This is a genomic window from Hoeflea sp. AS16, assembly GCF_038900095.1.
Lineage (GTDB): Bacteria > Pseudomonadota > Alphaproteobacteria > Rhizobiales > Rhizobiaceae > Hoeflea.
The window spans coordinates 158147-181680 of the sequence record NZ_JBBMQQ010000006.1; the positions used below are offsets into that span (position 1 = coordinate 158147).

Below are 23534 nucleotides of genomic sequence, written 5' to 3' on the forward strand. Positions count from 1 at the left end.
CTCCGTTAGAGATAAACAGGTAACGCAAAGACGGCACATGGCAAATTAAAGTTTCGTCATGTTGCCGCCTGGCGGGTCTCAGCGCTCGATTTCGGCCGGGTCAAAGCGATAGGCGGTCGAGCAGAACTCGCACTGCACGGTGATCACGCCCTCTTCGACGCTGTCCTTGAGTTCCTCGTCCGAAAAGCCGGCCAGAACCTCGCCCAGCCGTTCGCGCGAGCAGCTGCACTTGTCGAAAACCGGAACGGGCGGATAGGTTTTCGCGCCGCGCTCGTGAAACAGCCTGTAGAGAAGGCGTTCGGCGCCGACTTCAGGGTCGGTCAGTTCGCCCGGATCAACCGTGGTGACCAGCGCCTTGGCTTCCGCCCAGCTGTCATCCTCGTCATGCGTGGTGTCTTCCACACCTTCCGGCACATCGCCGCCGGGGAGATCGGGGCTGCGCATCCGGTCCGGCGCCTGGGGCAGGAACTGGACCACAATTCCGCCAGCGCGCCAGCTGTGACGCGGCTTGCCTTCGTCATCGCGGTCGATGAGCTCGGCCACGGCCAGCCGGACGATGGTCGGAATTTGTTCGGACTGGCGGAAATAGGTTTCCGCCATGGCTTCCAGTGTCTCGCCCTTCATCTCGACGATGCCCTGGTATCGCTGCATGTACTCACCCTGGTCAATGGTGAAGGCCAGCACGCCATTGCCAAGCAGTTCGGCAGGGCTGATCGTTCCCGCTGCCTGCGCGGCAGCAAGACGGTCTTCGTCAAAGCGGGCATAGGCGCGCAGGTTTCCCGGTGTGGAGAAATCCGCGACCAGCAGATCCACCGGCCCGTCACCCTTGGTCTGGACGATCAGCTTGCCCTGGAACTTGAGCGAGGTGCCCAGCAGCACGGTCAGCGCGATGGCTTCGGCGAGCAGCCGCGCCACCGGTTCCGGATAGGCATGCCGGGCCAGGATTGCATCGATCATCGGACCGAGCTGTACGGCCCGGCCACGCACGTCGAGGCCATCCACCTCGAACGGCAGAACGCGGTCATCTCCGGCGAAAACGGGTTCGCCGTTGGTCTGGATATCGGTTTCCATCATCAATTCCGATTGTTCATGGTGCCGGACCCAGGCTTCAATCGATCAGCCGGTCCGGTTTCACATTTCAAACGGCGCATATAGGTACTGACTCCGGCGAGCGCCAGTGGCGCTACAAAACGCCCATGCACCAGCGCATCACTGCCTTTTGCGCATGCAAACGGTTCTCCGCCTCGTCAAACACCACGGATTGCGGCCCGTCCATCACACCGTCGGTGACTTCCTCGCCGCGGTGGGCGGGAAGGCAGTGCATGAAGAGAGCGTCCGGGTTGGCCTTCTGCATCAACGATTCATTGACCTGGTACGGCACGAATATGTTGTGGCCGCGGGCCTTGTGTTCCTGGTTCATCGAAACCCAGGTGTCGGTGATGACGCAGTCGGCACCCTTTACCGCCCGGGCCGGATCGGCACTGATGTCGATTTCCGCGCCCAGCTTGCGGGCCCACTCGACAAACCGCGCATCCGGCTCAGAACCTTCGGGTGTTGCAATCTGCATGCGATAGCCGAACTGTGCCGCACCCTCGATGAGCGAATGCAGCACATTGTTGCCGTCACCCGTCCAGGCCAGTGTCTTGCCCTTGATCGGGCCACGATGTTCCTCGAAGGTCAGGACATCGGCCATGATCTGGCAAGGATGGGTGTCATCGGTCAGCGCGTTGATGACCGGCACTGTGGCGTGCTCGGCCAGTTCCAGCATGCGGGAGTGATCAAGTGTCCGGATCATGATCATGTCGACATAGCGCGAGAGAACCTTCGCGGTATCGGCGATGGTTTCGGCCCGGCCAAGCTGCATCTCCGTTCCCGACAGGAAAAGGGTTTCGCCGCCCAGCTGGCGCATGCCGACATCGAAGGACACGCGGGTGCGGGTCGAGGGTTTCTCGAAGATCATTGCCAGCATCTTGCCTGCAAGCGGCCTGTCGGCTTCGGTCGCAGTCTTGGCAGCTCGCGCGCCGTCAACAATGGCGCGCAAGTCGGCTGCGCTGAGGGCTGACAGGTCCGTGAAGTGGCGTTTGCTGGCGGATTTGGTCTGTGTCATGGAATCCAGTCCGTTTAGTTGGCTGCACCGTTGCGGGTCAGCATGTCGAGCGCGGCCTCTATTCTTGCGAGGGCCTCACGGGCTTCTTCGGCAGTCACGATCAGCGGCGGAAGCAAGCGAACCACATTGTCGCCGGCCGGTACACCGAGAATGTTTTCATTGCGCATGGCCACTACCAGATCGGCATTGGATTTTGCGCATTTGATGCCAAGCATCAGGCCGGAGCCGCGTACATCCGAGATCAGGTCGGGATAGCGGTCCTTGAGCGAGGCCAATCCCTGCCTCAGCACCAGGGCGACATCGTTGACGTGGGGCAGGAAGCCGGGCTCCAGAATGACATCCAGAACCGCGTTTCCGACCGCCATTGCAAGCGGATTGCCGCCATAGGTGGTGCCGTGGGTGCCAAGGGTCATGCCATCTGCAGCAGAGGCCGTTGCAAGGCAGGCGCCAAAGGGAAAGCCGCCGCCAATGCCCTTGGCAACCGCCATGATGTCCGGCTCGATACCGGCCCACTCATGCGCGAACAGCTTGCCGGTCCGGCCCACGCCCGACTGGACCTCGTCAAGGATCATCAGGATGCCCTGCTCGTCGCACAGGTCGCGCAAAGCCCGCAGGCTTTCATTGGACAGCGGACGAATGCCGCCCTCGCCCTGCACCGGCTCGATGAGTATGGCTGCCGTCTCGTCGGTGATCGCCGCCTTCAGGGCGTCGAGATCATCGAACGGCACCTGATCGAAGCCCTCGACCTTGGGACCGAAGCCTTCGAGATATTTCGCCTGACCGCCGGCGGCGATCGTCGCCAGGGTACGGCCGTGGAAAGCACCTTCAAAGGTGACGATGCGATAGCGCTCGGGCTGGCCGTTGACAAAGAAATGACGGCGCGCCGTCTTGATGGCGCATTCCAGCGCCTCGGCACCGGAATTGGTGAAAAACACCTTGTCGGCAAAAGTCACCTCGGTCAGGCGTTCGGCCAGACGGGACTGGTCGGGAATTTCGTGCACGTTGGAGAGATGCCACAGGCGATCGGCCTGGGCCTTGAGCGCCTCGACCAGATGCGGATGGGTGTGGCCGAGAGAATTGACCGCGATGCCGGCAGCAAAATCCAGATAGCGCTCGCCCTCGGGAGTTTCCAGCCACACGCCATGCCCGCGTTCGAACACGATTGGAACGCGGTTATATGTATCATAAAGCGGCTTGGCGTCGGCCATGGCGCTTCTCTCCCCTTTAGAGAACGGACAAAACAGCACGACCCATGCATTGCGAACGCCGCAGCGGTCACGAGGCAGGGCATGCCGGAAAACCAAAATGCCGCCCTTTCCGGGGCGGCGAGGGCACTATTTACATTTAGACGATGCCTGTCAATGAGACAGGATGCGCACGCGGTCCGAGCCGATTTGCATCGGCTCCGGGCGAGCATTTTCGATCTGGCCGGCGTTCCGTCACGGCTAAAGGGTAAGATTTTGTATCCGCCGCCTAAGTTGGGGAAAACCGCCAAAAGGGATCGGCATGATTCGGCTGACTCTTGTCACGGAGTCTGCCGACCACTAAGTTAAGACCATGAAATAGAGGTTCGCGGCGGACACTATTCACCTCATTGTAACCGAGCGTTCAAGTTCCGGTCATCCGGGACGACGGTGAGGGATTCTGCCATCCCGGGATACGGGATACAGGGAGAGCATTGCATGAACTGGACTGATGAACGGGTCGAAAGACTCAAGAAACTCTGGGCGGACGGGCTCAGCGCTAGCCAGATCGCAGCGCAATTGGGCGGCGTCAGCCGCAATGCTGTGATCGGCAAGGTGCACCGGCTCAATCTGCCCGGACGCGCCAAGAGCGGTGGACAGGCGTCGGTGCGCACAAAGCGCGCCACCGCAGCACCGCGTGCGCCGAACTACGCAGGCCGCACCGCAGCACAGGCAACCCGCACCATGAGCCGCTCAAGCGGCGGGGCGCAGTTGAAGGAAGACCTGGACGTTGTTGCCGCCGAAGAGATCGATACACGTCCGATGGAAGACGTGGTGGTGCCGATTTCGCGCAGGCTTACGCTTGTGGAGCTTTCGGAGCGGACCTGCAAATGGCCGGTCGGCGATCCGCTGCAGGACGACTTCCACTTCTGCGGCAATGATTCAGGCGATGCATCGCCCTATTGCGGCTATCACGCCAAGATGGCTTTCCAGCCGTCAAGCGAGCGCAAGCGGGCACGCTGAGCGATATCAATTCCGAAACTGAAAGAGCCCGGGTTCATCGCCCGGGCTCTTTCTTTTTCTGCTGTCCTGACCCTGAAGTCTGATTGTGGCCCGTGTCAGCTTTCGATCGAGTAGCCGGCGCCGCGCACGGTGCGGATGGTATCGCGCATGCCTGACAGATTGACTGCCTTGCGCAACCTGCCGACATGCACATCGACCGTGCGCTCGTCGACATAGACGTCATGCCCCCAGACACCATCGAGCAGCTGCGCGCGGGAATAGACCCGGCCGGGCGAGCTCATCAGATATTCAAGCAGCCTGAATTCGGTCGGTCCCAGCTTGATGTCGCGGCCGCGCCGTTTGACCCGGTGGGTTTCGCGGTCAAGTTCGATATCGCCGACCTTGAGCTGGCTGGAGATGACCTCGGGCCGGGCGCGGCGCAGCATGGCCCTGACGCGGGCGAGCAGTTCTGGCGTTGAAAACGGCTTGACGACGTAATCATCAGCGCCTGTCGCCAGCCCCCGCACCCGTTCGCTCTCCTCGCCGCGGGCGGTCAGCATGATGATCGGCAGACGCTCGGTCTCGGGCCGGGCCCGCAGGCGGCGGCACAGTTCGATGCCGGAAATTCCCGGCAGCATCCAGTCCAGGATCAGCAGATCCGGAACACGCTCCTGCAGCCTGATCTCGGCCTCGTCACCGCGCAGCACGGTGTCGACCTCGTAGCCTTCAGCTTCCAGATTGTAGCGAAGCAGCACAGACAGCGCCTCTTCGTCTTCAACCACAGTGATATGCGGGCTCATCGCCATGTTTCATGCACTCCGTAACGCTGTCAGGCCGAACCCGGTGCGGGTGCGATCATGGTGGCGGTGTCATCATCCTTGGGGCGCTCGTTGGCAAATTGCTCGCCGGTGGCGACGTAATAGACCGTTTCGGCGATGTTGGTGGCGTGATCGCCGATCCGCTCGATGTTCTTTGCGCAGAAGAGCAGGTGCGTGCAGGCGGTGATGTTGCGCGGATCTTCCATCATGTAGGTCAGAAGCTCGCGAAACAGCGAGGTGTAGATCGCGTCGATCTCCTCGTCGCGCTCACGGATCGAATTGGCGAGATCCGGCGAGCGCGTGGCGAACGCGTCCAGCACTTCCTTGAGCTGTGTCAGGGCCAGTTCGGCCAGGTGCTCGAGACCGCGAACCAGCTTGCGCGGCTGGGCCATGGTGTGAACCGCAATCACCCGCTTGGCGATGTTCTTACCAAGATCGCCGACGCGCTCGAGATCGGAGGCAATGCGGATGGAACCGATGATCTCGCGCAGATCCGAGGCCATCGGCTGACGCTTGGCGATCACCAGAACGGCCTTGTCGTAGATCTCGCGCTCGCCATTGTCGAGCAACAGGTCTTCGGAGATGACGCGCTGGGCGGACGCCGTGTCGGCATTGACCAGGGCGGCGACGGCATCGGCAACCATACGTTCGGCGATGCCGCCCATTTCAGACAGGCGGCGGGTCAGGAAGCGGAGCTCGTCATCATAGGAGGTGACTGTGTGGGCTTCGGGCATGGTTTGATCCTTCAATCCTGTATTCACGATGCGAAAGGCAACCGGATTAGCCGAAGCGGCCGGTGATGTAGTCCTGAGTCAGCTTGTTGTCCGGATTGGTGAACATCTTGTCGGTGTCCCCCTCCTCGACAAGCTTGCCCAGATGGAACATCGCCGTGCGTTGCGAGACGCGGGCTGCCTGCTGCATCGAGTGGGTCACGATGACGATGGTGTAATTGACGCGAAGCTCGTCGATCAGCTCCTCGACCTTGGCTGTGGCGATGGGATCGAGCGCCGAGCACGGCTCGTCCATCAGGATGACTTCGGGGCTGACGGCGATGGCGCGCGCTATGCAGAGCCGCTGCTGCTGTCCACCCGACAGGCCTGTGCCGGGTTCATGCAGACGGTCCTTGACCTCGTTGAACAGGCCGGCCTTGATCAGGCTGCGCTCGACAACTTCGTCCATCTCGGCGCGGGTGGAAACCTGGCCATGAATGCGCGGCCCGTAGACGACATTCTCGTAGATCGATTTGGGAAACGGGTTGGGTTTCTGAAAGACCATGCCGACGCGGGCGCGCAGTTCCACGACATCGATCATCGGGTCATAGATGTTTTCGCCTTCGAGCGTGATTTCCCCGGTGACCCGGCAGATTTCGATCGTGTCGTTCATCCGGTTCAGACAGCGCAGAAACGTCGACTTGCCACAGCCGGACGGGCCGATCAGGGCCGTCACGCTGTTCTTTCGGACTTCGAGATTGACACCAAAGAGCGCCTGTTTTTCGCCGTAGAAGACGCTGACATCGGTGCCGCGCATCTTGATCGCGGATTCTGCGATCGCGGCATCGACCGCTTTTTCGGTAACCGCTTCAGACATGATGTTCATCTCCGTCTTCCCTTCAACAATTTCAGTATACTCAGGGCTTGGTTGTTTCAAAGGCAACTGCCGCATCCTACCAGCGGCGCTCGAAGCGGCGGCGCAGCAGGACGGCAATCACGTTCATGATGACCAGGAAAATCAGCAGCACGATAATCGCGCCCGACGCCCGCTCGAAGAAGGCCGGATCGCCACGCTGGGTCCAGTTGTAAACCTGAACCGGCAGGGCAGAGGCAGGATCAAAGAAGCCTTCGGGCGGCGCGCCGGGATATTCACGGACGAATGCCACCATACCGATCAACAGCAGTGGCGCCGTTTCCCCCAGCGCCTGGGCGAGACCGATGATCGTGCCGGTGAGGATGCCCGGGGCAGCCAGCGGCAGGATGTGATGGAAGATCGCCTGCATCTTCGATGCGCCGATGCCCAGCGCAGCATCGTTGATCGACGGCGGAACCGCCTTCAATGCCGCGCGTGTTGCGATGATGATGGTCGGCAGCGTCATCAATGTCAGCACAAGTCCGCCGACAATCGGGGCCGATTGCGGCAAGCCGATGAAATTGATGAAGATCGCCAAACCGAGAATACCGAAGACGATGGAAGGCACGGCAGCCAGGTTGGCGATATTGACCTCGATCAGATCGGTCCAGCGGTTTTGCGGCGCGAACTCTTCGAGGTAGATCGAAGCCGCCACACCGATCGGCAGCGCCAGCACCAGCACGATCAGCATCATGTAGGCCGAGCCGATGATGGCGACGCCGAGACCGGCCGCTTCAGGCCGTGTGTCGGACGCGTCGGGAGCGGTGAAGAACGACCAGTTGAAGCGGGATTCCAGAATGCCCGCCTGCTTGAGCTTGTCGGCCAGCACCAGCTGTTCGGGCGAGATGTTGCGGTCGAGCGCGGCGGATTCCATGCTCACGCGGCCCTTGTAATAGCCGTCGATGCGACCAGACGCGAGCAGGTCGAACGAGACAGTCGTGCCGATGGCATCCGGGTTTGCCAGCACGAAACGGCGCAGCTGGGCCGGCGCTTCCTTGGAAATCAGCTCAACCGCCTTTTTGGCATTGAGCCCTTCGACAGCGATGCCCTGCTCCTGCATCGTCTTTTGCAGCGCGGCCTGGATCAGCGGCTGGATGGTGAACGTGGTGATCTTCTCGATATCGGCCGGGTTGCGATTGCCCTTCTTGTCGAGCTTTGCGGCATCGAGATGCACGTCCATCGTCACGTAGGTCTGGCGGAAGGATGACAATCCGTTCGACAGGATGGAGGTCATCAGGCCGATGAGCGCGAGAATGGAGAAGATGACCGCCGCGAGGCCCATCATCCTGAAGTGGCGCTCGGACGCCTGGCGCTTGCGGGTGCGCTCCCCGACGTTGAAAAGCGACTTGCCTTGCAAGCGGCCTGATCCTGTCATTGTACCGGTGGAGACTTCGGTCATTCGTACTGTTCCCGATATTTGCGCACGATGTAGAGCGCCAGAATGTTCAGGCAGAGGGTGAAAACAAACAGCGTCAGGCCAAGCGCGAAAGCCACCAGGGTTTCGGGACTGGCGAATTCGGTGTCGCCGGTCAGCTGGCTGACGATCTTGACGGTGATCGTGGTCATGGCCTCGAAGGGATTGAGATCGAGGCGCGCGGCCGCTCCGGCACCCATCACCACAATCATCGTTTCGCCAATGGCCCGGCTGGCGGCGAGAAGGAATGCGCCGACAATACCCGGCAGGGCCGCAGGCAGGATCACCTGCTTGATGGTTTCCGACTTCGTTGCGCCCAGGCCGTAGGAGCCGTCGCGCATTGCCTGCGGCACGGCGTTGATGATGTCATCGGACAGCGAGGAAATGAACGGGATCAGCATGATGCCCATGACCAGACCAGCCGTCATCACCGAGGAAGAGGAGCTGCCCAGACCTAGCGGCTGGGCTATCCAGTCGCGCAGGAACGGGCCCACCGTGATCAGCGCGAAGAGACCGTAGACGATGGTGGGAATCCCGGCGAGCACCTCGATGGCAGGCTTGGCAAAACTGCGCAGCGTGCTGCCGGCGTATTCGGCAAGGTAGATCGCGATCATCAACCCAAGCGGCACAGCGAGCACCAGCGCCACGAAGGAAACGTAGAGCGTGCCCCAGAGCAGCGGCAGGAAGCCGAGATCGGAGCCACCCCGGAACTGCGGGTTCCAGGTGGTGGACAGGAAGAAATCCGCGGCCGGGTACATCTTGAAGAACGAGATCGATTCAAACAGCAACGATCCGACGATGCCGACCGTGGTCAGGATCGCGACCAGGGACGATCCCATCAGGAGCGCGGCGACGAATGTCTCGCTGATGTTGCGGGCGCGCAGTCTCGGCTGGATGCGCGCCAAGGCCCAGGCGCCAAAGGCAAGGGCGACCAGCAGGACGGCCAAATTGCGGAAGAATGAAGCCGTGAGTTCGATGCTGCGATATTGCTTGGCAGCCTCAAAGACCACCGGGCTCACATCGGAACCGAGCGCGACACCGACCTGTGCCAGCCGCGCGCGGACATCCGTCACATCGGCGCGCATGTCGACGAGATCATTCTCGGATATCTCGCCCAGATCGACGATCTGGCTCAATCCGCCGGCGATCCGGCGCACATCGAACATGACGAGGCTTTTTGCGCCGCCTTCGGGAACAGCGCTCTCAGGGATCTTGCCGCTGATGGAGCTCTCGATCAGAACCGGTTGCAGGAACAGCCATGCACCCAGAAGGAACAGTGCGGGGACCGCAACAAACAGGGCCACCGACTGGCCGTGATAGGAAGGCAGTGAATGGAGTTTCGCGCCATCCCGCTCAGCCGTCGTGACCGCACGGCGCCGGCCGACAAAATAGCCGATAGCTGCCAGGCCGAGCACGATGAGTACGATAAGACCGATAGTCATGTCACATTCGTCCTGTTTGCGCCCCGCCTGCGAGCGCGTTGTAAGCAAGCAGGGCGGCGCTTGCGCGCCGCCCCTTTGTCAGGTGAAACGGCTTAGTTGAGCGCAGCCATCGGGGTGCGGTTCTTGACCATTTCCTGGGTCTTGGCGAGTTCCGGGTCGGAGACGAGGCCGTAGGCAGCCAGCGGGCCGTCAGGGCCTGCGATTTCGTCGGAGACGAAGAACTCGATGTATTCCTGCAGGCCCGGGATCACGTCGAGATGTGCGTTCTTGACGTAGAAGTAGAGCGGACGCGACACCGGATATTCGCCCGAAGCAATGGTTTCGGTCGACGGGTTGACGCCCGACATGGTGGCAACCTGCAGCTTGTCGGTGTTGTTTTCATAAAACGACAGGCCGAACACGCCGATGGCGTTCTTGTTGGCGTCGATGCGCGCCAGGGTCTCGGTGTAGTCGCCGTCGATATCGACGGAAGCACCGTCGGTGCGCAGGGCGGTGCAGCCCTTGGCCTTTTCGTCGCCTGCAGCCTTGTAGGCTTCTTCGGCGCCGGTCGCCTCGCAGCCGGCTTCGAGAACCTTGACGTCGAAGACTTCGCGGGTGCCGTGCTTGGTGCCGGGGATGAATGCCAGGATGTCCTGGGCAGGCAGATCCGGGTTGACGTCAGCCCAGGTCTTTGCGGTGTTGTCGACCAGCGCGCCGTCCTTCATCACCTTGGCGGCAAGGGCGTTGTACCAGTCTGCAGGTGTGAAAGCGAAGCCTTCGCCGTTGATGTCGGAGGCAAACACGATGCCGTCGTAACCGATCCGGACTTCCTGGATTTCGCTCACGCCGTTGGACGCGCACAGGTCGATATCCGACTGCTTGATGCGCGAGGACGAGTTGGCGATGTCGATGGTGTTTTCACCAACGCCTTCGCAAAGCTTCTTGCGGCCCGCGCCCGAACCACCGGATTCAACAACCGGTGTGGGAAAGCTGAAGTTTTCGCCGAAGGCTTCGGCAACAATGGATGCGTAAGGCAGGACGGTCGAGGAACCGGCGATCTGGATCTGGTCGCGGGCAACAGCGGCGCCGGCGAAGGCCGTGGAGGCCACAAGTGCGGCAGCGGCGAATTTGAGTGCGTTCATGAGAGTCTCCCGTCGTGGGTCAGTGTGGCGTGGCTCTCTTGCAGAGCCGCTTGTCAGCCATCTAAGGCTGGCCCTTTCTAGGCCTTTCGGGATTCCGTTTTATGACAATTGGATCACTGTTTTATGACGGTTCATCTCATTGAATTTACTTATATAATTCCTCCTTCACCGAATCCTTGCCGGACTCGGAGGGGCTGAATTTGACACTGAAGGCCGATCCTTCGCCCGGCTTGGAGCGCACAACCAGCCGTGCCCGGTGGCGCGTAAGGATGTGTTTGACGATGGCGAGGCCAAGACCGGTTCCCTTTTTGGTCCGGCTGGTCTCCACATCGACACGATAGAACCGTTCGGTGAGGCGGGGGACGTGTTCCTTGGCGATACCGGGACCGAAGTCCCTCACCGTGACATGTGCGCCTTCGGCTTCGGTGTCGGCGACAATGATCTGCACGCGCTTGCCGGTCTGGCCATATTTGCAGGCGTTCTCAACCAGGTTGGAAAACACCTGGATCAGCTCATCGACATCGCCGGCAACGACAACCGGTTCTGCGGGCAGATCCAGCTCGATCTCGACTCCAAGATCCTTTGCCATCGGCTTCAAGGTGTCGACCACATGGGTGACGGTGTGGCCGAGATCGACCTGTCCTTCGGGCGCGACATGGGCCCGCATCTCCAGCCGGGACAGGGACAGAAGGTCGTCGATCAGGCGGGCCATGCGCTGCGCCTGATCCAGCATGATGGCGAAGAACCGGGTGCGCGCGGCTTCATCATCGCGCGCAGGTCCCTGCATGGTCTCGATGAACCCCATGAGCGAGGCGAGCGGAGTCCGGAGCTCGTGGCTGGCATTGGCTACAAAGTCGGTCCGCATCCGGTCCATGCGCCTTGCCTCCGTCAGGTCGCGGAATGTCAGAACGAAGAGCTGCTTGCCGGGCTCGGCTCCCGTCCACACCGGGGCACCCCGAACCTCGTGCCATCGCTCGGAAGGCACCCGCTCGGAGTGTTCCACGCTTTCAGGCATGCCGCGGGCCACAACCCGGGCGACCAGATCGAGGATGACGGGGGACCTGATACGCGCCGACAGGGCGGCACGTTCGGGGTAGGCACCAACAAGCAATCGCGAGGCGGCATTCTGATGCACAATCAGGGTGTCGCGGTCGAACACGATCGCCGGCATGTCCAGCGCCTCAATGACGGCGAAATCCAGCGCTGTCGATTTGGCGGCCTTCTTTTCCGCCCGCGACAGGGCGGCTGCCCTGTTGCCGGGCCAGAACAGAAGGCCTGCCACGTATACCCCATAGCCGATGGCGGCCTGCCAAGGTTGAAGCCCCGCAAACATGGAAGCAAGTGCCGCCACGCCCCCCAGAACAAGCGGAGGCATGTGGGCTCTGAGCCGCGAGGCCAGTCCGGTCCGGTCCCCCTCGCCTTCCGCCAGACCCTGTGTTTTTTCAGCCATGCAATTGCCCGCCTAGACTTGTCTGCTTCCCAGATGCTCTACTTGTTTAACCGCACAACTTGAAATCACAATGACGATGTGACCTTTCATATCAGAGACTGACCGCTCCGGCGTGCAGCCAAGTGAACAGGATGACCAGGATGGCCAAATACCGAACCGAAACCGACAGCTTTGGGCCGATCGAAGTCCCGGCGGACAAATACTGGGGCGCACAGGCCCAGCGCTCGCTCGGCAATTTCAAGATTGGCTGGGAAACACAGCCGCTTTCAATCGTGCGGGCGCTGGGCATCGTCAAGCGCGCCGCGGCGGAAACCAACATGGAACTCAAGCGCCTCGATCCGGAAATCGGCGCCGCCATCGTGGCCGCGGCGCAGGAAGTGATCGACGGCAAGCTCGATGCGCATTTTCCGCTGGTTGTCTGGCAGACAGGATCGGGCACCCAGTCCAACATGAATGCCAACGAGGTGATCTCCAACCGCGCGATCGAGATGATGGGGGGCGAAATGGGATCGAAGAAACCGGTCCACCCCAACGACCACGTCAATATGAGCCAGTCGTCCAACGACACCTATCCGACGGCCATGCACATCGCCTGCGCCGAACAGATTGTCCGCGTGCTGTTGCCGGCGTTGAAGCATTTGCACGAAGCGCTCGACAACAAGGCAAAATCGTTTGCCAAGATCATCAAGATCGGCCGGACCCACACGCAGGACGCGACGCCGCTGACGCTGGGCCAGGAGTTCAGCGGTTACGCCGCGCAGGTGGCCTCATCGATCAAGCGGATCGAAACGACGTTGCCCGGCCTTTACGAACTGGCGCAGGGCGGCACAGCGGTCGGCACCGGCCTGAATGCGCCTGTCGGGTTTGCCGAGAAGGTTGCCAAGCATATTGCCGGGATCACCGAGTTGCCCTTTGTCACGGCTCCGAACAAGTTCGAGGCGCTTGCAGCCCATGACGCGATGGTGTTTTCGCATGGCGCCATCAATGCTGCCGCGGCGGCGCTGTTCAAGATTGCCAACGACATCCGCTTCCTCGGGTCAGGCCCGCGATCCGGTCTGGGCGAGCTGGCCCTGCCCGAAAACGAGCCGGGCTCCTCGATCATGCCGGGCAAGGTCAACCCGACCCAGTGCGAGGCGATGACGCAGGTCTGCGTACAGGTGTTCGGCAACAATGCGGCCTTGAGCTTCGCCGGCAGCCAGGGACATTTCGAGCTCAATGTCTACAACCCGGTGATGGCCTACAATTTCCTGCAATCGGTGCAATTGCTGGCCGACGCCTCGATCTCGTTTACCGACAATTGCGTTGCCGGCATCGAGGCCCGCGAGGACAACATCAAGGCGGCACTGAACCGCTCGCTGATGCTGGTGACGGCGCTTGCGCCGACCATCGGGTATGACAACGCCGCGGCGATTGCCAAGAAGGCGCACACGAACGGCACCACCTTGCGCGAAGAGGCGCTGAAGAGCGGCCTCGTGACAGCAGAGGATTACGACCGTATTGTCCGTCCTGAAGAGATGACCCATCCCGGTTGAACTGTCGTGACAGCGGGCATTCTTGAGATGAAGACAGTATCCAGAGGACATGATGATGGACACCGATAAAACCAGCCGGGCTGTCGAGCTTGACGTCAACGGCAAGCTGAGAACCTTCGACATTGACGATCCCAAGCTCCCCGACTGGGTGGATGACAATGCCTTCACGTCGGACAACTACCCCTACAAGAAGAAGCTCGACCGCGACGACTACGAGGACACGCTCAAAGCGCTGCAGGTCGAACTGGTCAAGGTCCAGACATGGCTTGGCGAGACCGGCAATCGTGTGATCTCGGTGTTCGAAGGCCGGGATGCCGCCGGCAAGGGCGGATCAATCGGCGCCACACGGGCTTACATGAACCCGCGGTCGGCCCGCATCGTGGCCTTGCCCAAGCCAACCGAGACCGAGCGCGGGCAATGGTACTATCAGCGCTATGTCGATCATTTCCCGACCTCCGGCGAGTTCGTGATGTTCGACCGGTCCTGGTACAATCGTGCCGGGGTCGAACCGGTGATGGGATTTTGCACGCCGGAACAGCATGCGCATTTTCTCGAGGAGACACCGCACTTCGAGCGCATGCCGGTGAAGGCCGGCATCCACCTGTTCAAGTTCTGGCTCAATATCGGCCGCGAAATGCAGTTCAAGCGGTTCCACGACCGCCGGCACAGCAAGCTCAAATCCTGGAAACTGTCGCCGATGGATATCGCCAGCCTGAACAAATGGGACGACTACACCGAAATGCGTGACCTGATGCTTGAGGAAACCCATACCGACCATGCGCCGTGGACGGTGGTGCGCGCCAACGACAAGCGCCGCGCCCGGATCAATGTTATCCGGACGATACTGACGGAACTGCCCTACACCGGCAAGGACAAGGGGGCGATCGGTGAAATCGACGAGGCCATCGTCGGCATGGGCGCCGATGCAATCCGCAAGTGAATTCGACTGCTGCCGGTGCAGGAATCCGGCACAGCGCCAGTATCGACCAGCCGCGACGAAATAATGCAGGGAATTTTGACGTTTACGTCAAGGGAAGGCATTGCAACCGACATCGCGGCAAACTAAATCTTGGAGAGGCCGGGTGAGGGAGAGGGGAAGTGCCAGTTCAAAGCGTGCACCCGCATCCGGAAAGAAAAGGGAGTGAGACATCATGAATACGACTGCTGCCAATGACCGCATCTGGCTGGCGTCCTACCCGCCAAACACTGCCGCTGATATCGGCCCGCTGCCACATTCGTCGGTCGCAGGCTTGCTCGAGGATTCATTCAAGCGCTTTGCCGACCGGCCGGCTTACACCTGCATGGGCAAGACCATCACCTATGGGGAGACGGAACGCCTGTCATCGGCCATCGGCGCCTGGCTGCAGTCGCTCGGACTTCAAAAGGGTGACCGGGTTGCGGTGATGATGCCGAACATCCTGCAGATGCCGGTGACAATGGCCGCCGTGCTGCGCGCCGGCTATACGGTCGTCAACGTCAACCCGCTCTACACTCCTCGCGAACTTGAACACCAGCTCAAGGATTCAGGCGCGAAAGCGATCATCATTCTCGAGAACTTTGCCGTCACCTTGCAGCAGGTCGTTGCCCGCACCGACGTCAAGCACGTCTGTGTCGCGAGCATGGGCGACCTCATGGGGTTGAAGGGGCACCTGGTCAACTTCGTCGTCCGCAAGGTCAAGAAAATGGTTCCGGCCTGGTCGCTGCCCGGCCATGTCAGCTTCAAGGCTGCGCTGTCTGCCGGACAGGGCATGACGCTCAAGGCCACGGACATCAAACCCGATGACGTGGCGTTCCTGCAATATACCGGCGGCACCACCGGCGTATCGAAGGGCGCAACGCTAACCAATTCGAACGTGCTCTCGAACGTCGCGCAAAACGACCTCTGGCTTCCTGCCGCCTTCATCAAGAAGCAGAAGCCCGAGGTTCTGCTCTATGTCTGCGCGCTGCCGCTTTATCATATCTTTGCACTGACGGTGAACGCGCTGATGGGGATGTCACAGGGCGCGCACAATCTGCTGATCCCCAACCCGCGTGACATTCCGGGCTTCGTCAAGGAACTGGGCAAGTACGAATTCCACGTCTTCCCGGGGCTGAATACGCTTTTCAACGCGCTGCTGAACAATGAAGACTTCCAGAAGCTGAACTTCAAGCCGCTGCTGTTGTCGCTCGGTGGCGGAATGGCGGTACAGCGGCCGGTGGCGGAACGCTGGAAGGAACTGACCGGCTGCGTGATTTCGGAAGGTTACGGCCTGTCGGAAACATCTCCGGTGGCCACAGCCAACCGGTTTGACGCCGACGAGTTTTCCGGAACCATCGGCCTGCCGCTGCCCTCAACCTTCATCGACATCCGCGACGAGGATGGCAAGTCGATGCCATTGGGCGAAGTCGGCGAGATCTGCATCAAGGGCCCGCAGGTGATGGCGGGATACTGGAACCGATCCGACGAGACGGCCAAGGTGATGACCGAGGACGGCTATTTCCGCTCCGGCGACATGGGCATCATGGACGAGGCGGGATACACCAAGATCGTCGACCGCAAGAAGGACATGATCCTGGTCTCGGGCTTCAATGTCTATCCCAACGAGGTCGAGGAATTCGCAGTCTCGCATCCGGGAATTGTTGAAGCGGCAGCGGTTGCGATGCCGGATGAACATTCGGGTGAAGCGGTGAAGCTGTTCGTGGTGCGCAAGGACCCCAACCTCACCGAGGCCGACGTCAAGGCGCACTGCGCCACCGGACTGACCAACTACAAGCGGCCCAAGGTGGTTGTGTTCAAGGACGAGTTGCCGAAGACAAATGTCGGCAAGATCCTGCGCCGCGAGTTGCGCGACTAGAGCCTTGCAGCCAGATTGAACCAGAGAGGCCCGCGGAAAACTTGATTTCCCGCGGGCCTCTCTGCATAGGTGGGTATCCCAACACGGAGGCCCATACCTTGTCGAAGACCATTCCCCAGGCTTTGTCAGATCTCAAATCCCATCGGGACAGCGGCGCTGTCGGCTCGCTTCGGGCCGCCTTTGCCGCCGATTCCGCTCGCGCCGGCCGCTATACAGCGGCACTTGAAGACCTGAAAATGGATTTCTCCAAGTGTGCGGTGAATGACGAGACGCTGGCGCTGCTTTCCGGACTGGCAACGGCCGCAAGCGTCGAGACCCAACGTGACCGGATGTTTGCCGGTGAGGCAATCAACACCACCGAAGGCCGGGCAGTCCTGCACACCGCTTTGCGGGCAGCAGCGGACGCCGACATTCGTGTCGATGGAGAGAACGTGGTACCGCAGGTTCACGCGGTGCTTGACGCCATGGGCGCGTTTTCGGACGGGCTGCGCGACGGATCGATTTGCGGCGCGACCGGCAAGGCCTTCACCGATGTGGTCAATATTGGCATCGGTGGCTCGGACCTCGGCCCGGTGATGGCGACACTGGCGCTGGCGCCCTACCATGACGGACCGCGGCTGCATTTCGTTTCCAATGTCGATGGCGCCCATATTTCCGATACGCTGTCAGGGCTTGATCCGGAAACCACGCTGATCATCGTCGCTTCGAAGACCTTCACCACGATCGAGACGATGACCAACGCCGCAACCGCGCGGGATTTCATTGTCTCGAAGCTGGGGGAAGCCGCGGTAGCGCAACATTTCGCGGCACTTTCCACGGCGCTCGACAAGGTGGCCAAGTTCGGTCTCGACGAGAACCGCGTCTTCGGTTTCTGGGACTGGGTTGGTGGCCGCTATTCGCTGTGGTCGGCCATCGGGCTGCCGCTGATGATTGCCATTGGCAAGACGAATTTCGCGGAGTTTCTTGCCGGCGCGCGCGCCATGGACGACCATTTCAAGTCCGCGCCCGTCGCGCAGAACCTGCCCATGCTGCTGGGGCTGCTGGGCATCTGGCACCGGCTGGTGTGCGGATACCCGAGCCGGGCGATCATTCCCTATGACCAGCGGCTGTCGCGGTTTCCGGCCTATCTGCAACAGCTCGACATGGAATCAAACGGCAAGTCGGTCGGCCTGGATGGCAAGCCGCTGAACACCGCATCGGGGCCGATCGTCTGGGGCGAGCCGGGCACCAATGGCCAGCACGCCTTCTTCCAGCTCTTGCACCAGGGCACCGACGTGATCCCGGTCGAGTTCATGATCGCCGCCAACGGGCATGAACCGCATCTGGCGCATCAGCATCAGCTGCTGATCGCCAATTGCCTGGCGCAGTCGGAAGCGCTGATGCGCGGCCGCACTACGGAAGAAGCACGGGCGCAGTTGATCGCCGCGGGTGCTTCGGAAGCTGAAGCCGACCGGCTTGCGCCGCACAAGACATTTCCGGGCAACCGGCCGTCGATCACCCTGGTTTATGACAAGCTGACGCCGTTTGCGCTCGGGCGGCTGATTGCGCTTTACGAGCACCGGGTGTTCGTCGAGGCGCAGATTTTCGGCATCAACGCGTTTGACCAGTGGGGCGTGGAACTGGGCAAGGAACTGGCGACCGCGCTGTTGCCGGTGGTCAAGGGCGAGAACAGTGGCGAAGGCCATGACAGCTCGACGCTGATGCTGGCCGGAACGATCCGCCAGATGCGCGGCGAGAGCTGATCAGAAGCCGATTTCGCTGGCCCAGGGCGGATTGGCGCCGGGCCGCGAGACGGTGACGGCGGCCGCCTTGGCGCCAAGCCGCAACGCATTGCCGACGGCATCCGCCGACAGGGTCTTCATCGCCTCTTTGGTCAGCAGATTGTCCCGCTTCAGCGAGGCGAGAATGCCGGCATTGAAGGTGTCGCCTGCGCCCACCGTATCGGCGACCGTGACAGGCACGCCGTCAACCTCGACCGTGTGATCGGCGGTAAAACCGATGGCACCCTTTGCGCCGCGGGTGAACACCACCAGGCTGGGGCCCTGCGCGAGCCAGGTTCGGGCAGCGGTTTCCATGTCGGGCTGGCCAAACCACTCGAGGTCTTCGTCCGACATCTTGACGATATCGCTCATGGCGATCATCCGGTCGATGCGGGCGCGGTGCTTTGCGGTATCGGTGATAAAGCTGGGGCGGATATTGGGATCGAGCGAGATCACCCGCGAGGCATGTTCGCGCCGCATCAGGCTTTCATAGGTGGCGCCACAGGGATCGGGAATCAGGCTGATCGCACCGAAGTGCAAGGCTTCCACATCGTCGCCGAGATCCGGCAGATGTTCTTCTGTGATCATCCGGCCTGCGGTGTTCTCGTCGAAGAATGCGTAACTTGCCTGACCATTGACCAGCCGGACGAAAGCCAGCGTGGTGTTGAGATCAAGCGTTGCGCAAGGGCTGTGGTCGACGCCGCTGGCGGTCAGCGCCTCACGCAGAATATCGCCGAACATGTCGCTCGACAGGCCGGTGAAAAAGCTGGTGTCCAGTCCGAGACGGCCAAGCGCCAGAGCCGTGTTGAACACCGCACCACCGGCATAGGGCGCGAACGCATCCTCGCCCGCGGTCGTGGTGCGCGGCAGCATGTCGATCAGCGCTTCGCCACAACAGATGATCATCGGGTGTCCTCCACTTGCTGCCCAAGCGGACAGGATTGCCTGATATTATGCCGGAAGTTCGGAAACGCCACCATGCTGTGCCGACCATTGCAGCGGCGCATCGAGAAATGCCTCCACCGATTTGAGGGTCGCCGGATCGAAGGCCTGCTGCCGGGTTGCCGCGGCCAGCACATCGCGCCAGGTGGCGAGATAATGCAATTCGACATTGCCGTTGGCGAAGCGCTTTCCGGCCTCTTCAAAAATGCCGTAGTAGAACAGCGCGATGCCATGATCGACTGTGCATCCGGCTTCGCGGATGGCGTCGATGAAGGTGAACATCGATCCGCCCGCGGTGGTCAGATCCTCGATGACCAGCACCCGCGAACCTTCCGGCAATTCGCCCTCGATCTGGGCGTTGCGGCCGTGGCCCTTGGGCTTCTTGCGCACATAGATCATCGGCAGGCCAAGGCGTTCTGCCAGAAATGCCGCGAAGGGAATGCCGGCCGTCTCGCCACCGGCGATGCAGTCGAACTGCTCGAAGCCGGCTTCCGACAGGATCGTGGCGGCTGCGAAGTCCATCACGGCAGAGCGGATGCGCGGATAGGAGATCAGCTTGCGGCAATCGATGTAGACCGGGCTCATCATCCCGGAGGCAAGCTTGTAAGGCTCGGTGGCATTGAAATGCACCGCCTTGATTTCGAGAAGCTGGCTGGCGACAAGTTCGGCGATCTTCGCCTTGTCGGGAAACGTGTTGGAAAACATCGGCGTCGCCTCCGGGGGCTGGCCCGGACAATTTGCCCGGCAAGGGTTTCGCGGACCCGAATACCAGTTCGGCCCCGCGGATTAAAGAGCGCTCAGGCAACTTCCCAGTGGATGGGCACCAGCGGGTCAAACACCGTCACCGGTCCGTCACCGGTCTCGATCCTTTCAGGCCAGGCCACCGGTTCGTCGCGCCGCACCAGCGTCACCGTCTCTGTGTTGACCGGCAATCCATACCAGGCCGGCCCGTTCAGGCTGGCAAATCCGGCGAGCTTGTCGAGTGCGCCGTCCTGCTCGAAGACATGAGCGAGACATGCCAGCGTGTTGATCGAGGTGAAAATGCCGGCGCAGCCGCAAGCGCATTCCTTCAACGGGTCAACATGGGGGGCAGAATCGGTGCCGAGAAAGAACCGCCTGTCGCCGGACGTTGCCGCCTTGCGCAGCGCCAGCCGGTGGCTTTCGCGCTTGGCAACCGGCAGGCAGTAGTAATGCGGCTTGATGCCGCCGGCGAGAATGGCGTTGCGGTTGATCATCAAATGATGCGTGGTGATGCTACCAGCCAGGTTGGAGTCCGCATCCATGACGTAATCGATGCCATTGGAGGTCGTGACATGCTCAAGCGTGATCTTGAGTTCAGGCAACCTGCGGCGCAGCGGATCGAGCACGGTTTCGATGAAGACGGCTTCGCGGTCGAAGATATCCACTGCCGGATCGGTGACTTCGCCGTGGATGCACAGCGGCATGCCGATCCCGGCCATCTTTTCCAGTACCGGCATGACCTTGGAAAGATCGCGCACACCGGAATGGGAATTTGTGGTGGCACCGGCGGGATAAAGCTTCACCGCCGTTACCAGCCCCGAGGCATGGGCGCTGACGACATCGGCAGGATCGGTGCCTTCAGTCAGATAAAGCGTCATCAAGGGGGTAAAATCCAGGCCGGTGGGCAAGGCCGCCATGATGCGGTCGCGATAGGCTTTCGCATCGGCACTGGTGACCACCGGCGGCACCAGATTGGGCATGATGATGGCACGGGCGAAATCACGCGCACTATAGGGCAGAACACCTTCGAGCATTGCGCCATCGCGCAAATGCAGGTGCCAATCATCAGGCTTCGGAATGGTAATCTCGACCACGCTGGGGTTCTCCCTGGATTAGGCCGCCCTATCTGCCGCGATTGCGGGGTTGACCTTTTCGGCCTCGGGCGGCAACTGATATGGCAAGCCTTTAGCAGGCAACAGGCAAACAGGGAAAGACTTCATGGATCTCGGATTGACAGGAAAACGGGCTTTGGTGCTGGCGTCATCGCGCGGACTGGGCCTCGGCATTGCAGAAGCGATTGCCGCAGAGGGCGGAGATGTGCTGATCACCGGGCGCGATGGCGCCCGTCTTGAAGCCGCAGTTCAGGCCATCAATGCGCGCGGTGCGGGCAAGGCGCGGTTCGTGGTCTCCGACCTGTCGGACAAGGACACGCCGGCGCTGCTTGAGGAAACCGTCAAGCGCGAATTCGGCGGCCTCGACATTCTGGTCAACAACACGGGCGGGCCGCCCCCCGGCCTGATGAGCGAGGCCGATCTGTCGGTCGTTCACCGCCAGTTCGAAATCATGGTGATGAGCGTGATGGACATCACCGCGCGCTTCCTGCCGGGAATGCGGGCGCAGGGTTGGGGCCGGGTGCTGACGGTGGCCTCTTCCGGGGTGATCCAGCCGATCCCGAACCTGGGGCTTTCCAATGCGCTGCGGGCCACGCTCGTCGGCTGGTCGAAATCGATGGCCAACGAAGTCGCCGGCGATGGCGTCACCTTCAACATGCTGCTGCCGGGCAGGATCGACACCGATCGGCTGAAGCAGCTCGACGCCGCGAACGCAAAGCGCTCAGGCCGGGATGTTGCCGATGTCGCCAAGGCAGCGCAGAAGGATATCCCGGTCGGACGCTACGGTGCGGTTGAAGAGTTTGCCAACACGGCTGCGTTCATCGTCAGCGCCCGGGCGAGCTATATCAACGGATCGATGATCCGTTGCGATGGCGGCGCGATCAAGTCTGTCTGAGACGGACGTTGCGAACCGGGCCTTTGCGGCCCGGTTCAGCTTCAAACAGCGCGCTTGAGACTTTCCTCGATATAGGTCTTGCGCAAGCCGAGTGTCACCGGTCCGGGCTTGCCGCCCGAAAGCTCGACGCCATCAATCGAGACCACCGGGCCGACGAAGACAGAGGCCGAGGTGATGAAGGCCTCGGCAGCGTCCCTGGCTTCCTCGATGGTGAATTCGCGCTCCTCGATCTTCGTGCCGTTGGCTTCCGTATAGGCCATCAGGGCTGCGCGGGTGATACCGGGCAGGATCGAGTGCGACAAGGGCCGGGTGACAATCGCGCCGTCGCGGGTGACGATGAAGGCATTGTTCGACGTGCCTTCCGTGACCACGCCATCGCGCACCAGCCAGGCATCATCGGCACCGCGGGACTTGGCTTCCATCTTGCCAAGCGAGGGATAAAGCAGCTGCACCGTCTTGATGTCACAGCGGCCCCAGCGCAGATCCGGGATCGAGACAATCTTCATGCCGTTTTTTGCCACGCCCGTATCGATCAGCGGGCGGCTCTGGGTGAACAGAACCAGTGTCGGCGTCAGCTTTTCGGTGTCGAACAGGAAATCGCGGTCGACGGCGCCGCGGGTCATCTGCAGATAGACCACACCCTCTTCGACATTGTTGCGGGCCACCAGTTCGCGGTGGATCGCCAGCAGATCATCATCGCTGACAGTAAAGCGCATGCCCAGTTCGTTGGCAGAACGATGCAGCCGGGCGATGTGGGCAGGAAAATCAATCAGCTTGCCACCAAGCACAGAGGCAACTTCATAGATGCCGTCACCGAACAGGAAACCCCGGTCAAACACCGAGACCTTGGCCTCGTTTTCCGGCACATAGCTTCCGTTGACATAAACCGTACGCATGGCAAACCTCTCAATTATGGACCTTAGTCTCATGCCAAATTTGCTGCAGTCCGCCAACAGCTATTTTGTCCGAACGCTATTCCCGACACGGCAGAGCAGCTGCGCGTGGACTGGCAATGCACCGGTGATACGGGCCTGACTAGGCTTCATCATCCAGACGGTGCGTCACGATGTTGAAGCCCTCTTCGGCCGTCGGAGCAACAAAATGCCGAGAGATTTGCAGGAATTGTTCGTCTGTTAACGCAAACGGATGCTCGCCGCTTTCATTTCGGGCGCGCAATCTCGCTTTGCAAACCTCGTCCGGGACATCGAGAAAATGCAGCCTGTGGGTCGCATTCGTTACATCGATGATGGCGCGCATCCACATTCGGTTGGCGACCGTGTTTGCCGGAAAATCCAGCACCACAGACACACCTGCATTCAACAAAGAGACGATATGAGGCCCCATGATCGCCTGCAGTTTTGCCGAACACCGAACGTAATCGGAGATCGAGGCCATTTCGTCGGAGTAAAGCGTGGCCAGCCAGTCATCCTCGGCAAGGACAACCGTTTTCGGCATGTCGCCAAGTTTGGCAGTCAGCGTGGATTTTCCGGAGGCTATTTTGCCGCATACGAGATGCAGCGTTGGTGATGTCGATGGCATGGGAACAACTTTGATGTG

Annotated in this window: 21 protein-coding genes; 6 read left to right on the plus strand and 15 right to left on the minus strand. The window is 61.0% G+C overall.

Annotated elements, in window-relative coordinates; translation table 11 throughout:
• Positions 1-78: 78 nt before the first annotated feature.
• The 3 genes from WNY80_RS15865 to WNY80_RS15875 all read right to left on the minus strand — a co-directional run bounded on the left by WNY80_RS15865 (position 79) and on the right by WNY80_RS15875 (position 3315).
• Positions 79-1071 (minus strand): Hsp33 family molecular chaperone, encoded by a 993-nt coding sequence (locus tag WNY80_RS15865; protein WP_342888372.1) that lies wholly within the window; start codon positions 1069-1071, stop codon positions 79-81.
• Between the two features lie 112 nt (positions 1072-1183).
• Positions 1184-2107 (minus strand): ornithine carbamoyltransferase, encoded by a 924-nt coding sequence (argF, locus tag WNY80_RS15870; RefSeq protein ID WP_342888373.1) that lies wholly within the window; start codon positions 2105-2107, stop codon positions 1184-1186.
• 14 nt (positions 2108-2121) lie between these two features.
• Positions 2122-3315 (minus strand): aspartate aminotransferase family protein, encoded by a 1194-nt coding sequence (locus WNY80_RS15875; RefSeq protein ID WP_342888374.1) that lies wholly within the window; start codon positions 3313-3315, stop codon positions 2122-2124.
• 474 nt (positions 3316-3789) lie between these two features.
• Here WNY80_RS15875 and WNY80_RS15880 point away from each other — a divergent pair, with 474 nt between their 5' ends.
• Positions 3790-4314 (plus strand): GcrA family cell cycle regulator, encoded by a 525-nt coding sequence (locus WNY80_RS15880; RefSeq protein ID WP_342888375.1) that lies wholly within the window; start codon positions 3790-3792, stop codon positions 4312-4314.
• A gap of 95 nt (positions 4315-4409) precedes the next feature.
• Here the strand turns inward: WNY80_RS15880 and phoB are convergent, their stop codons facing one another.
• From phoB to WNY80_RS15915, 7 genes are all read right to left on the minus strand, one after another.
• Positions 4410-5093: a phosphate regulon transcriptional regulator PhoB gene (gene phoB / locus WNY80_RS15885; protein WP_342888376.1), complete on the minus strand. Its 684-nt coding sequence runs from the start codon at positions 5091-5093 to the stop codon at positions 4410-4412.
• Positions 5094-5122: 29 nt separating this feature from the next.
• Entirely contained in the window at positions 5123-5845 is a 723-nt protein-coding gene (gene phoU, locus WNY80_RS15890) for a phosphate signaling complex protein PhoU (protein ID WP_342888377.1), read from the minus strand.
• A 46-nt stretch (positions 5846-5891) separates the two neighbouring features.
• Positions 5892-6707 (minus strand): phosphate ABC transporter ATP-binding protein PstB, encoded by an 816-nt coding sequence (gene pstB, locus WNY80_RS15895; RefSeq protein WP_342888378.1) that lies wholly within the window; start codon positions 6705-6707, stop codon positions 5892-5894.
• A 67-nt stretch (positions 6708-6774) separates the two neighbouring features.
• Positions 6775-8133, minus strand: coding sequence for a phosphate ABC transporter permease PstA (gene pstA, locus WNY80_RS15900; protein WP_342888379.1), 1359 nt, complete (start codon positions 8131-8133; stop codon positions 6775-6777).
• Entirely contained in the window at positions 8130-9590 is a 1461-nt protein-coding gene (gene pstC / locus WNY80_RS15905) for a phosphate ABC transporter permease subunit PstC (RefSeq protein WP_342888380.1), read from the minus strand. Before pstC ends, pstA begins: the two co-directional genes overlap by 4 nt.
• Before the next feature lie 92 nt (positions 9591-9682).
• Positions 9683-10711 (minus strand): substrate-binding domain-containing protein, encoded by a 1029-nt coding sequence (locus tag WNY80_RS15910; RefSeq protein ID WP_342888381.1) that lies wholly within the window; start codon positions 10709-10711, stop codon positions 9683-9685.
• 145 nt (positions 10712-10856) lie between these two features.
• Entirely contained in the window at positions 10857-12161 is a 1305-nt protein-coding gene (locus WNY80_RS15915; RefSeq protein WP_342888382.1) for an ATP-binding protein, read from the minus strand.
• Between the two features lie 140 nt (positions 12162-12301).
• On the opposite strand from WNY80_RS15915, the gene fumC reads away from it, so the two are divergent.
• The 4 genes from fumC (at position 12302) to pgi (ending at position 18269) form a co-directional block, all read left to right on the plus strand.
• The gene (gene fumC / locus WNY80_RS15920; RefSeq protein WP_342888383.1) at positions 12302-13693 is read left to right on the plus strand and encodes a class II fumarate hydratase; all 1392 of its coding nucleotides are present in this window, start codon (positions 12302-12304) and stop codon (positions 13691-13693) included.
• A gap of 55 nt (positions 13694-13748) precedes the next feature.
• On the plus strand, positions 13749-14633 hold the full coding sequence (gene ppk2, locus WNY80_RS15925; protein WP_342888384.1) for a polyphosphate kinase 2: 885 nt from the start codon (positions 13749-13751) through the stop codon (positions 14631-14633).
• 211 nt (positions 14634-14844) lie between these two features.
• On the plus strand, positions 14845-16527 hold the full coding sequence (locus WNY80_RS15930) for a long-chain fatty acid--CoA ligase (protein ID WP_342888385.1): 1683 nt from the start codon (positions 14845-14847) through the stop codon (positions 16525-16527).
• Between the two features lie 110 nt (positions 16528-16637).
• On the plus strand, positions 16638-18269 hold the full coding sequence (gene pgi, locus WNY80_RS15935) for a glucose-6-phosphate isomerase (RefSeq protein WP_342888459.1): 1632 nt from the start codon (positions 16638-16640) through the stop codon (positions 18267-18269).
• On the opposite strand, the gene WNY80_RS15940 is transcribed toward pgi, so the two are convergent.
• The 3 genes from WNY80_RS15940 to pyrC all read right to left on the minus strand — a co-directional run bounded on the left by WNY80_RS15940 (position 18270) and on the right by pyrC (position 21064).
• A complete protein-coding gene (locus WNY80_RS15940) occupies positions 18270-19193 on the minus strand; it encodes a carbohydrate kinase (RefSeq protein ID WP_342888386.1) in 924 nt (307 codons plus the stop codon). It lies immediately after the preceding gene.
• A gap of 45 nt (positions 19194-19238) precedes the next feature.
• Positions 19239-19934: an orotate phosphoribosyltransferase gene (locus WNY80_RS15945; RefSeq protein ID WP_342888387.1), complete on the minus strand. Its 696-nt coding sequence runs from the start codon at positions 19932-19934 to the stop codon at positions 19239-19241.
• 92 nt (positions 19935-20026) lie between these two features.
• Entirely contained in the window at positions 20027-21064 is a 1038-nt protein-coding gene (gene pyrC, locus WNY80_RS15950) for a dihydroorotase (protein WP_342888388.1), read from the minus strand.
• Between the two features lie 124 nt (positions 21065-21188).
• On the opposite strand from pyrC, the gene WNY80_RS15955 reads away from it, so the two are divergent.
• Entirely contained in the window at positions 21189-21977 is a 789-nt protein-coding gene (locus tag WNY80_RS15955) for an SDR family oxidoreductase (RefSeq protein ID WP_342888389.1), read from the plus strand.
• 41 nt (positions 21978-22018) lie between these two features.
• Here WNY80_RS15955 and WNY80_RS15960 read toward each other — a convergent pair whose 3' ends face one another.
• Both WNY80_RS15960 and WNY80_RS15965 read right to left on the minus strand, forming a co-directional pair.
• Entirely contained in the window at positions 22019-22873 is an 855-nt protein-coding gene (locus WNY80_RS15960; RefSeq protein ID WP_342888390.1) for a D-amino-acid transaminase, read from the minus strand.
• Positions 22874-23012: 139 nt separating this feature from the next.
• The gene (locus WNY80_RS15965) at positions 23013-23516 is read right to left on the minus strand and encodes an ATP-binding protein (RefSeq protein ID WP_342888460.1); all 504 of its coding nucleotides are present in this window, start codon (positions 23514-23516) and stop codon (positions 23013-23015) included.
• Positions 23517-23534 lie beyond the last annotated feature (18 nt).